This window comes from Lacinutrix sp. MEBiC02595 (assembly GCF_053601555.1).
Genome location: NZ_JBSHNU010000243.1, coordinates 356,628 through 370,414 on the forward strand (window position 1 = coordinate 356,628; position 13,787 = coordinate 370,414).

General features: G+C 30.6%; 13 protein-coding genes and 1 tRNA gene. 6 read left to right on the forward strand and 8 right to left on the reverse strand.

Annotated elements, in window-relative coordinates; genetic code table 11:
• Positions 1-23: 23 nt before the first annotated feature.
• Positions 24-1,343 (reverse strand): T9SS type A sorting domain-containing protein, encoded by a 1,320-nt coding sequence (locus ACVCZW_RS15205; protein ID WP_452232799.1) that lies wholly within the window; start codon positions 1,341-1,343, stop codon positions 24-26.
• Between the two features lie 801 nt (positions 1,344-2,144).
• Here ACVCZW_RS15205 and rnr point away from each other — a divergent pair.
• From rnr to ACVCZW_RS15225, 4 genes are all read left to right on the forward strand, one after another.
• On the forward strand, positions 2,145-4,343 hold the full coding sequence (rnr, locus tag ACVCZW_RS15210) for a ribonuclease R (RefSeq protein ID WP_452232800.1): 2,199 nt from the start codon (positions 2,145-2,147) through the stop codon (positions 4,341-4,343).
• Between the two features lie 184 nt (positions 4,344-4,527).
• Positions 4,528-4,827 (forward strand): YbjQ family protein, encoded by a 300-nt coding sequence (locus ACVCZW_RS15215; RefSeq protein ID WP_452232801.1) that lies wholly within the window; start codon positions 4,528-4,530, stop codon positions 4,825-4,827.
• A gap of 61 nt (positions 4,828-4,888) precedes the next feature.
• Entirely contained in the window at positions 4,889-5,566 is a 678-nt protein-coding gene (locus ACVCZW_RS15220) for a head GIN domain-containing protein (RefSeq protein ID WP_452230543.1), read from the forward strand.
• Positions 5,567-5,605: 39 nt separating this feature from the next.
• Positions 5,606-6,283 carry a LysE family translocator gene (locus ACVCZW_RS15225; RefSeq protein ID WP_452232802.1) on the forward strand — a complete coding sequence of 226 codons (678 nt, stop codon included), beginning with the start codon at positions 5,606-5,608 and terminating at the stop codon, positions 6,281-6,283.
• A 48-nt stretch (positions 6,284-6,331) separates the two neighbouring features.
• Here ACVCZW_RS15225 and ACVCZW_RS15230 read toward each other — a convergent pair whose 3' ends face one another.
• The 3 genes from ACVCZW_RS15230 to ACVCZW_RS15240 form a co-directional block, all read right to left on the reverse strand.
• Positions 6,332-6,580 carry a hypothetical protein gene (locus ACVCZW_RS15230; RefSeq protein WP_452232803.1) on the reverse strand — a complete coding sequence of 83 codons (249 nt, stop codon included), beginning with the start codon at positions 6,578-6,580 and terminating at the stop codon, positions 6,332-6,334.
• Positions 6,581-7,148: 568 nt separating this feature from the next.
• Positions 7,149-7,805 carry a hypothetical protein gene (locus ACVCZW_RS15235; protein ID WP_452232804.1) on the reverse strand — a complete coding sequence of 219 codons (657 nt, stop codon included), beginning with the start codon at positions 7,803-7,805 and terminating at the stop codon, positions 7,149-7,151.
• Positions 7,806-8,057: 252 nt separating this feature from the next.
• Positions 8,058-8,279, reverse strand: coding sequence for a PLDc N-terminal domain-containing protein (locus tag ACVCZW_RS15240; RefSeq protein ID WP_452230547.1), 222 nt, complete (start codon positions 8,277-8,279; stop codon positions 8,058-8,060).
• 707 nt (positions 8,280-8,986) lie between these two features.
• Here ACVCZW_RS15240 and ACVCZW_RS15245 point away from each other — a divergent pair.
• Entirely contained in the window at positions 8,987-9,988 is a 1,002-nt protein-coding gene (locus ACVCZW_RS15245) for a fibronectin type III domain-containing protein (RefSeq protein WP_452232805.1), read from the forward strand.
• A gap of 50 nt (positions 9,989-10,038) precedes the next feature.
• On the opposite strand, the gene ACVCZW_RS15250 is transcribed toward ACVCZW_RS15245, so the two are convergent.
• From ACVCZW_RS15250 to ACVCZW_RS15265, 4 genes are all read right to left on the reverse strand, one after another.
• Entirely contained in the window at positions 10,039-10,272 is a 234-nt protein-coding gene (locus tag ACVCZW_RS15250; RefSeq protein WP_452232806.1) for a hypothetical protein, read from the reverse strand.
• Between the two features lie 458 nt (positions 10,273-10,730).
• Positions 10,731-10,801: transfer RNA gene (locus tag ACVCZW_RS15255), tRNA-Cys, on the reverse strand.
• 84 nt (positions 10,802-10,885) lie between these two features.
• Positions 10,886-11,248, reverse strand: a complete 363-nt coding sequence (gene folB / locus ACVCZW_RS15260) for a dihydroneopterin aldolase (RefSeq protein ID WP_452230550.1) — start codon at positions 11,246-11,248, stop codon at positions 10,886-10,888.
• Between the two features lie 123 nt (positions 11,249-11,371).
• Complete coding sequence (locus ACVCZW_RS15265) at positions 11,372-11,581, reverse strand: zinc ribbon domain-containing protein (protein ID WP_452230551.1); 210 nt, start codon at positions 11,579-11,581, stop codon at positions 11,372-11,374.
• A 127-nt stretch (positions 11,582-11,708) separates the two neighbouring features.
• Between ACVCZW_RS15265 and ACVCZW_RS15270 the strand changes: the two genes are divergently transcribed.
• The gene (locus tag ACVCZW_RS15270) at positions 11,709-13,718 is read left to right on the forward strand and encodes a glutamine--tRNA ligase/YqeY domain fusion protein (protein WP_452232807.1); all 2,010 of its coding nucleotides are present in this window, start codon (positions 11,709-11,711) and stop codon (positions 13,716-13,718) included.
• Positions 13,719-13,787: the final 69 nt, after the last annotated feature.

A 13,787-nucleotide genomic window follows, 5' to 3' on the forward strand; every position in this document is an offset into this window, starting at 1 on the left:
ATAAAAGAATGTAGTGACTTGAATTACTTTTTCAATATCTTTTTAACACTTCTTACTTGATCTGTAAGTATCATAGCAAAATAATAGCCAGTACTTAAATGCGATAAATCTATAGTAGTTTCAGTAGTTGTTAACAACTGCTTTCCTTGTAGGTCTACTATAGTAACTTCCTGTAATATTTGATTATTTTTTAAACCAATATGCAAGTTATTAACAACAGGGTTTGGGTAGATACTTATGCTATTTATTTGGTTTTCAATGGTACTTAAAGTTTGACAATCATTACTAAAAACATAAGAAGAATTGATATCAATATCCCAATTTGCGGTAGCATAATTTTCATCATCTACACTAATACAGCTTAAATTGGTACTATACACATAAAAATTAGTGATATTGGTATTGTTTCCATTTCTTAAATCTAAACTACTTACTGCCGAATTACTAATACCTATATAACTTAAGTTTACATTAGAAGTAAGATCTAGATCTGTAAAAGAAACTCCTTCTAAATCTATTCTTTCTAAATCAGGAAAATTACTTGTATCAAAACTTGTAATCTGATTACTAAAGGAATCTAAAAAAGTAATATTTTTAATACTAGTACAATTTGTTAAATCTAGATTACTTAAACTACCGCTTTGGTTTACAAATAAACTTTCTAAATTATTACAATTAGACAAGTTTAAATTTTGAATACCAGAATCATAAAAACCTAAACCTATTAATGCTTGATTATTACTTAAATCTAAAGTAGAAACTAAAGTTTCATCAATATTAATACTACTTAAAGAAGTACAACCAGCTACATTTAAGGTTTGTAAATACGATTCATTCGCTCTAATAGATGTTAAAGTCGTTAAACCATGAACATCTAAATCTGTTAAATAACTTTTATACATATCTATAGTAGCTAACGAAGAACAAGTACTTAAATCTAAACTATGCAATCCAGATATTTTAATATCTAGATCTACTAATCCGCTACAACCAGTAACATTTAAGCTTACCAAAGTATAATTTAAAGCGAGATCTAAATCTTGTAAAGCAGTTAAACCACTGACATCTAAAGATATTAAATTGGTATTATTTACCGATTTTAAAGATGTTAATGCGGTAAAATCTTGAATACCAGTCAAATTAGATATATTAGAATAAGAAATATCTAAGTTATTAACAACTGCTATATCTATTGTTAATACTTGTCCGTCATGGATTCCCTCGCTGTCCATCCCTTGATCTATTAGATGTTGTTCAAACGCAGGGTCAGGAATTAATGTGTATTGTGCATGTATTTGGTGAATAAATAGCAAACAAAATAAAAGTTGGTACATTTTTTTCATGCGTTAATAGTTTAAATTAGACGTAATTTATATTCCGTTTTGAAACGGAAACTATTAACTGATATTCTAAAAACTGGGAGAGAACTGTAAATATACAAAATAATATTTAAACTACTGATTTAATGATAGTTATATTTCTTTTGTTAATAAAAAAAAGTAGTAGCGAAGCATCTTAATAACTTCCAAAATAATAAGGATAACTTGTTCATATCTTCTTATTGTTTTTTAAAACTTTAATTAGGATTATCCAGTTAATTTTCCAAACCAAAACGTAAAGTGAACCACCAAAAAAGTTAGCCCTTTTTTACAGAGAAGTTTTCAGACCAAAAAGTGTACATACCAACATTAAAAAATGAAATACTTATTAAAGTTTATATGTGAATAGCAGTTATTAACAACTGTTAATAGCGAAATTAAATCCTTTAAAAATGAAGCTTTTAAGTAACTAACAACTTGTTAATAGAGTTACTTATTAAAGCAATCAAACTAAAACCTGAAAAAGTTATACCGTTATTAACAAGCTATAATAACCATTATTATTTTTTTAAATTTTTAAAAGAAAAAGATGAATATGTATATATATGTTTATAACTACTATTTTTCCTTTTTTAAACTCATTTATCCCTTTTCCCTTTTATAAAATTTACTTTCCTTTTTTAGTTATTAATATTCTCTTAATATCCATTTAATATTAAAATTGTAACTTTGTGAAAATAATTAGCGAAATTTCTCCACTTAAAACGCTAGATAATAACAGAATTTCGCATAACTTAGAAATTCAAAAGATTACAATTAAATTAAATGACAAAAAAGAAACACAGGAAACCTTCACATAACAAGATTTCCAACCTTACAGATACTATATTAAGTATTTTAAAAAAAGACAGAAACAAAACATTCAACTATAAACAAATTGGTGCTATAATTGGTGTTAATGACGCTAGTAGCAGAAATCAGATTATAAAAAAACTACAACAACTTAAAGCGAAAGAAGAAATTAAAGAAATCGATCGTGGTAAGTTTCAAATAAATAGTAATACAGAATATCATACCGGAATTTTTGATGCCGCACAACGTGGTAATGGCTATGTAATTTGTGATGATTTTGATGAGGATATCTACATTGCTTCCAATAATGTTAACAAAGCATTAAATGGAGATGAAGTAGAACTTTATGTGTATAAACGTAGAAAAAATGGTAAACATGAAGGTGAAATAACTAAAATTATTAAGCGTGCAAAAACCGAATATGTAGGAATTATACAAATTCACGCAAAAAAGAACTTTGCATTTGTAGTAGTGGATGGTAACAAAATGAAAACAGACATTTTTGTGCCAATCAATAAAACCATGAATGCCAACGATGGTGATAAGGTATTAGTAACGATGGAAGAATGGCCGGAAAAAGCCGATTCTCCTAACGGACGAGTAATTAAAGTACTTGGTAAAGCCGGAGAACATAATACCGAAATCCATGCTATTCTAGCAGATTATGGTTTACCATATGAATTTCCACCAGAAGTAGAAGACTACGCAAACAAAATAGACTTACAAATTAAGCCAGAAGAAATTGCAAAACGTCGAGACATGCGTAAAGATTTAACCTTTACCATTGATCCAAAAGATGCAAAAGATTTTGATGATGCCTTATCATTTACCGTTTTAGAAAATGGTAATTATGAAATAGGAATTCATATTGCAGATGTTTCCCATTATTTACAAGAAGGAACTATTTTAGATGATGAAGCGTATGAGCGTGCAACCTCTGTGTATTTAGTAGATAGAGTAGTACCAATGCTTCCTGAAGTATTAAGTAATGGCGCATGTTCTCTTAGACCACATGAAGAAAAATATACCTTTTCTGCAGTTTTTGAAATAAATAATAAAGCCGAAATTAAAAACGAATGGTTTGGAAGAACGGTGACCTATTCCGATGCGCGTTTTGCATACGAAGAAGCGCAAGCTATTATTGAAAGTAAAACAAATTTAATTCCTGCTGAAGTTTCTTTAACTGGTGAAGCATATCAAACAGATCAAGCAATTGCAGACGCTGTTTTAAAAATGGATGAACTTGCAAAAATTATGCGTGGACAACGCATGCGATCTGGAGCAATTAGCTTTGATAAAGTAGAAGTAAAATTCGAATTAGATAAGGATTCAAATCCAGTTGGCGTATTCTTTAAAACGAGTAAAGATGCGAATAAACTAATTGAAGAATTCATGTTATTAGCTAACCGAAAGGTTTCGGAATTTGTAGGAAAACAAAAACCAGAAAAAACTTTTATATATAGAGTGCATGATGAGCCAAATGAAGAAAAATTAATGGCTTTACAAGGCATTGTATCTAAATTTGGACACAAGCTTAACTTCAACAGTAAAGAAGGTATAGCATCTTCTTTAAATAAGTTATTAAGTGATGTACAAGGTAAAAAAGAACAAAACTTAGTAGATACTTTAGCAATACGTACCATGTCTAAAGCAGAATATACCACTAAGAATATTGGGCATTATGGTTTAGCATTCGACTATTATAGTCACTTTACATCACCAATTCGTAGGTATCCAGATGTCATGGCACACCGATTATTACAACGCTATTTAGATGGCGAAAAATCTGCAAATGCAGAAGTGTACGAAGAACGTTGTAAACATTCTAGTAATATGGAATATTTAGCTACAAAAGCCGAAAGAGATTCTATTAAATACATGCAAATTCGTTTTATGCAAGATCATTTAGATGAACCATTTAAAGGGGTTATTTCTGGGGTTACCGATTGGGGAATTTATGTAGAAATTATCGATAATAAATGTGAAGGTATGATTAGAACTCGCGATATTAAAGGCGATTACTATGAGTTTGATCAAGAACAATTTGCACTGGTTGGTCGCGATACAAAAACCATGTACCAACTTGGTGATGAGATTATTGTAAAAGTAAAACAAGCAGATTTAATTAAACGTCACTTAGATTTCGAGTTACTAGGTAAAGCGGAAGCATAAAATTAATACCAAAATAATTTAACGAATGCTATTCTTGTTTTGTTACGAGAATAGCATTTTTTATTTTTAAAAAGTAACATGTTAACCAAACCAACAACTAATAAAAAGTGTTGGTAGTGGAAGGGATTTCATAGAATAGCACGATATTACAAATACATTATTAACCACATAAAAAAGGGAAACCATGATTCTAACCACAACAAACACTATCGAAGGACATAAAATTCATGACTATTTAGGTATTATTACTGGAGTTGCAGTAAATAGAAAGCAAACCGGGATGTCTTTTAGTATGACAAAATATTATGATGCTTTAGAAAGTAATATTGAAATCGTAAAAGAAGAAGCTTTTCAAAACCTTAAAAAAAATGCTATTGCTGTGCATGCAAATGCCGTTGTAGGTATTACTGTAGATGTAGAAACTTTTGCAACTAGTGGAATACTTATGATTTCTATTACTGGAACAGCTGTTAAAGTTGCCTAAAAATCAAGATATTGAATTCTTAATTGTATAAATTTACATCTTATTTAAGAAAATATATATCATGAAAAATATTCTGTCCGTACTATTTATACTTACTACCATTACGAGTTTTGCACAAGAATCTCAAAATACTACTATTGGAGAATTTAGCGAAATAAAAGTCTATGATCGAATAGAAGTAGAACTTATTAAAGCAGATGAAAACAAAGTTGTGGTTTCTGGAAAGAACACAAATGATGTGGTCATTGTGCATAAAAAAGACATTCTAAAAATTAGAATGACACTTTCTGAAGCATTTAACGGTGAAGATACCACAGTGCAGGTATATTATACTTCTTTAGATGTTATAGATGCCAATGAAGGCACTTTTATAGGTTCTAATGATGTTATTGAACAGTTTGACCTAAAGGTGAAGGCACAAGAAGGAGGATCCGTTAGACTAGAAGTAAAAGCACTTCAATTTTTAGATATAAAATCGGTTTCTGGAGGAACTATTAATATTTCAGGTAACACTGCGAATCAAACCGTAGATATTAATACAGGAGGTGCTTATAAAGGAAAAGATTTAATTAGTGAAAATACGACAGTTACTATAAATGCTGCAGGAGTTGCACATGTAAATGCAACCAAAAAAGTAGAAGCTAAAGTGCGAGCAGGAGGAACGGTTTACATTTATGGCAACCCAGAAACAGTAGATGAAAATACTATTTTAGGAGGAAAAATTATTATTAAAGATTAATCCTAGCATTTTTCTTAAATTTGTAAGAAAGATTCACTTATGCTTGATACAATTTTAACAGCAATTCCTTTTGGAATAATTCTATCGTTTACGATTGGGCCTGTTTTTTTTGTACTATTAGAAACCAGTGCCACAAAAGGAGTTAGAAGTGCATTAATATTTGATTCCGGAGTTATTCTAGCAGATATTTTTTTCATTGTTGTTGCTTTTTATAGTACTAGTAAACTTTTAGAAAAAGTAAAAGACGATCCTAGTTTTCTAATTTTTGGAGGTGTTTTCCTAACAGCTTACGGATTAATTTCGTTTATTAAAACCTCAAAATCTTTCCGAGAAATCGTTAGAGAATACCATACGGTAGAATTTAAAAAAAATTATGGAAAACTCTTTATCAAAGGTTTTTTACTAAACTTTATAAACATTGGTGTTTTATTGGGTTGGCTTGGTTTTATTGTTATTGGTAACTCCTTAACCGAAACTACACACGAACTTCAATTATTTTTAGGAACCATTTTATTGGTTTACTTTCTAGTAGATTTATTAAAGATTGCCGCAGCAAAAACACTTAAAAATAAACTAACACCAAGACGAATTTTTAAAACAAAAAAAATAGTAGCACTTGTTATTTTGGGCTTTGGCGTTTTACTTTTAGTACAGGCGTTTTTTCCAAAAGAAAAAGAACTAATTAAAGATAAGTTGGAGCAAATTAGTCCGCTTTAAGGATTTATTTTAATGTATTATTTTTTCAATCACTTTGTAATTATCAGATTAAAAACTGTCTAATAATAAATAACCAGCATCCTGGGAGAACGCTTTGTAAATCAAGTAAAAATCCTCTTTCTCACCAAGCAAACCAAATAGTATTTTCTTCTTAATTTTCTGATTATAAAAAATATAAAAAGTGAAATTATCAGATTCTGTACCAGCAGCAGATAAACAAAAACTATAATTGTTATTTAAATTAGTAAAATCTAAAGACTTACAATAGTAAACTTCATTAGAATGGAATGCATGCATTTTCTTTAATGCTTCCTAAGGATAACTATGAACCATTTCTGTAACAGCATCGGCTGTTAAAATGGTTTTTGGGTACTCTATATTGCGTTTGTCTGGATGACAAATGGAATATTTAAAAGACATGGTTTATTTTTTAGAAGGATACAAGTTAGTGCTGTGTGATGCGTTAAACAGGGAATAAGATAAAACAGATAACAACACAAAACAAAAAAATAATTAGCGTGTAAACAGACCAAAGGTACATTCTTAAATAATCCTTTTTCTTTTCTTGTTTTTTCTCGTAAGTTATTAATGCTCTGAATTCCATCAAATCTGGTAAAATCCAAATAAAAAAAGGAGATAATTTAATTCCCTTTTTTTCCAATTCCATTCGTATAGCTGCATAATGTGCACCAAAGATTATGAGGGATATAAAACAAATTAGTAAAAAAAATCCAAGGAGTATTTCCATTTTATTTTTTGTGATAAAAAAGAGATGACTTTCGCATGTAGTCTAGAATCAAATAATTAAATATACACGGTTTAAGTTTGTCTTTTAACGCTATTCTTTGTTACAAACCGTATTTTATTAGATGTTGTTCTTATTATTGAAAAACGCAATTGCTTTCGGTTCCGTTTTCAAATTTTCAATAAATTTTTCTCGCTCCTCTGCATTCATAGTTGGTGCTTCCGTTTGATAAAATCTAATTGAACCGTCTTTTTGAGGCGCAACCAAAATCAAACGTCCAATTCTTAAATCAAAAATGCGAGTATTAACTATTCCGTATGCGTTTTTGTCTGCAAATTGCGTAGCAACCCAATCCACTCTATTTTTGCTGGATGTATTTAAACTTCCTTGTGCTAAATAATGTGGGTGATTTCTAGAAGTTGCTAAAACAGGGTTTTCCGTATCCATGCCGTCTGATATTGTCAAAATCGTAAAATAGGTTATATATTCATCGTTTAAATTTTTGAATAGATATTCGCTGTGTTCTCCTCTACCAATTATTATCGTTTGTCCAATAATTTTTTTGCCACCAATTTCTGTTTCAATGGAACCATTTCCATTACCTGGTGATTCATAGTTTGGCGTTGGAAAAGGGGATGTATAAAGAGGAAAATTAGATGGTGGATATTTTTTCAAATTCTCAATTTCCATTTTGAGAGTTGTGGTATCCCATTTTTCAGGTGAATTGAATTCAGATGCTAATTTTTTTGATTTTTCTAAAGTCCAAAAAGCTTCCATAACAGAATCGTTAATTTCTACTTTTTCCGATTTGGTACTACAAGAAAATACGGTTCCTAGTAAAAATATCAATGTTATAAAAAAGTTCGTTTTCATATTGTTTGTAGCGTTTATGTACAGAAATTTACGTTTTGAGCGCAAGGATTTTCGAAAGGAAAATCAGACGAAACAAATGAGTAACCGACTTTATTTAAGCACTAATGTAGCTATTTTTCATACACGTTGTTGGCTTTTAGTGCTTCTTGACAGTTATTAGTTGATTTTTATTTTTTTACTCTTTCCAATAAATAGATATAGAATGGATCCCAAAATAGGTAGGAATATAACAACTAAAGTCCAAGTAATTTTGTCATTTTTCTGAAACTGATTTCTTAATATATCTCTTATGCAAAAAAGCCAAAGGCCAATAGAAATAAATAGTAGCGCTTGCCAAATAAATAAACCTAAAGAAAAATCTGTTACTGTTTTATCCATAATATTATTTTTAAATATTTATATAATTGATTTTTAATTCCGAAACTTGGTAAATATAGATTGCGTGAGGTTTAGCGTATTCAATTTAGTTAAAAATTCTGAAAACGAGCTAAAAAAATCCGGAAAGTATTTCATTCAGCTTTGGAGTGAGCAGTCAAAATAATTATTAAAAACCTGCACCGTAGTTGTTCGTTTTAAAACTCAAACTAAAATAAAACAAGGTTTTTTTATAGTTGTAAAATGGCATTAAAGCTAACGAATTCATACAGATGTAAAACAAATCATTACTAAACCAATAAAGGTTTATACTAGGGTATTTGTTAATCTTTCAATTTCCCTAAAATTAGATTACAATTTTTATTAAACAAAACGGATAACATAAGATAAAGGTTTCTTTAGTTGTCGATTTATAGTATCGAACCGCTAGATCTATCTTACTTCAAATTTTTTAAAATTTAAATCAAAAACAAATGTCCTTGGTTATTTTAGGCTTTGGTATTTTACTTTTAGTACAAGTATTCTTTCCAAAAGAAAAGGAATTAATTAAATACAAGTTGCATAAAAATAGGCCATTATAATACTATTTTACTGTGTAATTACTAAATAAAACTAAAGCAATGCTTTAATTCACTTTTATAGTATTTCTTCTTTTGAAGCGTTAGCCTATAAAAATTACTATTTTTACATCCAATTAAAATGACTTTCAAATGAAAAAAGGATGCTTAATTGTTTTTATTCTTGTGTTTTTTAGTACTTGTTCTTCAAGTAATGAAGAAGAGGAAACCCAATCTTCATCATGTTCTAAAATATTAAGTTTAACAGCATTTGACGTAGGAAATACTACTGCAAATTTGTTTTGGACAACTAATGAAAACGCTTCTAATTTTGAAGTAGAATATGGTCTTGAAGGTTTTGCATTAGGTAGTGGTACCACAATAAATGCTACTACAACCTCTTTATTTATAGAAGGTTTAATTAAATCTAGCGATTATTCCTATTCTGTTAGAGCGTTTTGTGAAGATACTACTTCGTATAGCGAATGGTCTAATGTACATAGTTTTAGAACAAAAGAGGAAAACCCTTTTTGTAATGATCCATTAGTAATGCAAGTCAAAAGGAAACCTTGGTTGCATCCAACTGAAACGCATAACACTGTTCACGTGGAATGGTCAGGTGGAAGTGTGGATGGATTGGAAGTTCAATATGGTCCTGCAAATTTCAACATAGATGAAGGCACCATAATTACAGTACAAAACACAAGTAGTATTGGAAGTGGATCTGCAGCAATTTCTGGATTAGAGCCGGATACTTCCTATCACTTTTATATTAGAAATATTTGCTCTAGCGCTGGTTACAGTGGTTGGTTAGGGCCGGAATGGATTTATACAGATGAAACCCCGTTTAATGTAAATTGTAAGGATCCTACTGATTTTGATATAGGTCCAGGAACAGGAAATGGGTGGGCAAGTTTTTATTGGAGTGATAATTCGGAATCAAGTTGGGACATTCATATTATTCCTGAAGGTAGTCCGATTAATCTAAACGACACAAATACATTTAATGTCACAGACAATACTTTCGGATTATATTTCACGAACCAAAATGGTTACATTCATGGTCAAGGCTATGATTTTTATATTAGAGCCAATTGTGGAATGGATGGAAATAGTGATTGGTATGGCCCAACAACTTTTACCGCGGGATTCTAGCTTGATTATTCATAAAGTAGCAGGGAAATTTGTTTTGTTAGCTTCTTTTTTTATTGTTTACGTAACCACATCCTAATTTCTTTTCGCAAAGAAACTTCAGGTTTTGGTAACGGAATTGTTTGTCCGAATTGTTTACTTCTATTAAATTTTGAAAACGTACTCTTATGTTTTTTCCATGCTTCTGGATACAATTCTAAGAACTTGCTAAAAATACTTTGTTCATTTATTTTTCCTTCTATTTTAGAAAGTACTTCCTTAAATTTTTGCTCTTGGTCTATAATCATTTCGTTGTTATTCAGTAGTAAATAAAACTAGTATTTGTTTCAAATATTATGGTTAGTAAAGGTTTTTGGGTGAGGGTTTCTGTTTTGTCACTATTGTGCACAACAAGTTTTATATTAATTATACCCTTTAAATAGAACAGGTTATAATAACTTTTTTAGTACTGTTATTTCGTAAATATAATTCTTTTAAAGTAATATTCAAACAGCTACTTTTTTCTAATTTTTGTAATAATTTCAATTCTAATTTTTAAATACTCTTAAGTTAAGTTTTAGGTTTCTGGAAGTCTTAAACCTATTCTAAATTTTCTTAAAATTTAAAACAAAAAAAGAGCTACTAGATTAAGAGACTATTTTTTGAGGTGCCGATTCCTACTATCGAACCGCTGTATCTATCTTACTCAAAATTTTATTAAAATTTAAAACAAAAAAAACCGACAACATATGTTGACGGTTTCTTGAGGTGTCGAGCGGATTCGAACCGCTGTAGTTGGTGTTGCAGACCAAAGCCTAGCCACTCGGCCACGACACCGTAAATTCCTAGTTTATTAGGAATCTCATTAATTCTAACGAGAAGGCAAATATAAAAATATTTCCCTTTTAACACTAGTTAGTTTTACTTTTTTCTTTTTTCGGTAATTTCAATGGTTACCATTTCCACATCTCCACCAATTGGAGGATTAATTTTACTTACTGCAACTGTAGCAATACTAATTAGTCTAACTTCTTTAAGTACACGTCTTAAAATACGTTTTGCAACGCTTTCTAATAAGTGCGAAGGTATCGCCATTTCTTCACGAACCACCTTGTTTAAAAATACGTAATCTACAGTATCTTTTAAATCATCGGTACTTGCGCTTTTTTGTAAATCGGCTTTTACTTTAATATCTACACGGTAATCACTACCTATTTTAGTCTCTTCGGTTAAGCAACCATGATGTGCAAAAACACGAATATTTTCTACTTTTATTATTCCCATGGCGCAAAAGTAGTATAATCCATGGCACTTTTCATAAAAATTCTAATGTATTTCCATTAGTTATTAATCTATCTTGATTCTTGGCGCTAAAAGCAAAGCGGTCTTCCTTTTTTTATAGTCAGATTAGTTAGTAAACAAATCGAAAATATTACTAAGTGCGCTTGTTTTCGATTTATAAAACTCGGTATATGTACAATTATCGCAAGTTACCGAAGTATATTTTTGGGATTGTACATCAAATATTTTAGACCAAGTGCCGCCAGTAGCTCGCATTTGTCCTGTGATATACTTGTTATTGTTACATTTTGGGCATTCGTAGTTTTTGTGTTCCATAATTATTGTTGTTTTATATATACGTCTTAATACTTCAAAAAAGTTACGAAATTTATACGCTTTTGCAAATATGTATTTACTATAAATTTGTCTAGTTTTGTATTTCAGTTTAGAAAGTAATATAATTATGTCTGAAGAAACCAAAGCGCTCCATTTTATCGAGCATATTGTAGAAGAAGATTTACAAAACGGAATGGCAAAAGAAGATTTACGTTTTCGTTTTCCACCAGAACCAAACGGCTATTTGCATATTGGCCATACTAAAGCAATTGGTATTAGTTTTGGTTTAGGGGAAAGATATAATGCACCTGTAAATTTAAGGTTTGATGATACCAACCCTTCCAAAGAAGAACAAGAATATGTAGATGCCATTAAGCGCGATATTACTTGGTTAGGTTATACTTGGGCAAAGGAAGTATATTCATCAGACTATTTTCAACAACTATACGATTGGGCGGTACAGTTAATAAAAGACGATAAAGCGTATGTAGATTCGCAGTCTTCGGAAGAGATGCGTATACAAAAAGGAACGCCTACACAAGTAGGAACCAATAGTCCATATAGAAATAGAAGTGTAGCAGAAAATCTAGATTTATTTCAACGTATGAAAGATGGAGAATTCCCAAACGGATCTCACATTTTACGTGCAAAAATAGATATGGAAGATCCTAACATGCTCATGCGGGATCCCATTATGTATCGTGTCATGCATGCACATCACCATAGAACAGGAAACGATTGGTGTATTTATCCAATGTACGACTGGACGCATGGAGAAAGTGATTATATAGAACAAGTATCGCATTCTTTATGTTCTTTAGAATTTAAACCGCATCGTAAATTATACGATTGGTTTAAAGAGCAAGTATATCCTATAAGTGCTAAAGAATATCCTTTAATTCCGAAGCAAAGAGAATTTGCACGTTTAAATTTAAGCTACACCATTATGAGTAAGCGAAAGCTGCTTAAATTGGTAGAAGAAAATATGGTTTCTGGTTGGGACGACCCAAGAATGCCAACTATTTCTGGTTTACGAAGAAGAGGATATACGCCAAATTCTATTAAACAATTTATAGAAAAAGTAGGGGTAGCAAAACGTGAAAATGTAATTGATGTTTCGCTTTTAGAATTTTGTATTCGTGAAGATCTTAATAAAATAGCACCAAGAGTGATGGCTGTTTTAGATCCTATAAAAGTAATTATTACTAATTATCCGGAAGATAAAGAAGAGTGGTTTGAAGCAGAAAATAATCCGGAAGATGCTGCTGCAGGAAGTCGAAAAGTACCTTTTTCTAGAGAAATTTATATTGAAAAAGACGATTTTAAAGAAGAAGCTAGCGATAAGTTTTTTAGATTAAAACTAGGAGGTGAGGTACGACTGAAAAATGCATATATCATTAAAGCGGAAGATGTTGTAAAAGATACCAACGGAAACATCACAGAAATACATGCTACCTATTCGGAAGATACCACCAAAAAAGTAAAAGGAACCTTGCATTGGGTTTCTGTAAAACATGCGGTTCAAGCAGAAGTTAGAGAGTATGATAGATTATTTGTAGACGAAGCTCCAGATAGCCATGAAGGCAAAGATTTTATGGAATTTGTTAATCCGAAGTCATTAAAAAAGATACACGCATTTGTAGAACCAAGTTTAGCAGAAGCTAAAATAGGAGCGCAGTTTCAGTTTCAACGTTTGGGGTATTTTAATGTAGACAACGATTCAACTTCTAATAAATTAGTATTTAATAAAACCGTTGGTTTACGGGATTCTTGGGCAAAAGTAAAACCTAAAGAAAATGCAAATCAAAACCAACAAAAACCACAACAACAAAGTCAGCGTAAAGCAATTAGTGTGATTCAACAATTCGGAAAGAAATACACCAATCTTCCGGAAGAAAAGCAACTAAAAGTTAGAGCAGAAATACTGGAACTCGCTAAAGAAGTTTCGTATGAAGAATTAGAACCTCTTTTTGCTACCGCAGTTAAAAAAGCGGGAACTAGAATAGGAGCCATGTTAACTTTGCGTGTTTTATTAGAAAATGGTTTAGAGAAAAATGAAGCGATTATAGATTTTATTGAAAAAGCATTAGAAGATAAAAATGAATTGCTGGTTGCAGAAGCAAAAAATATAAACTAGTTATTTCTTGCCATAAAGCTTTTTTAAAACATGGAATTCAATTTAATAGATCCACTTTTTTATTTTATA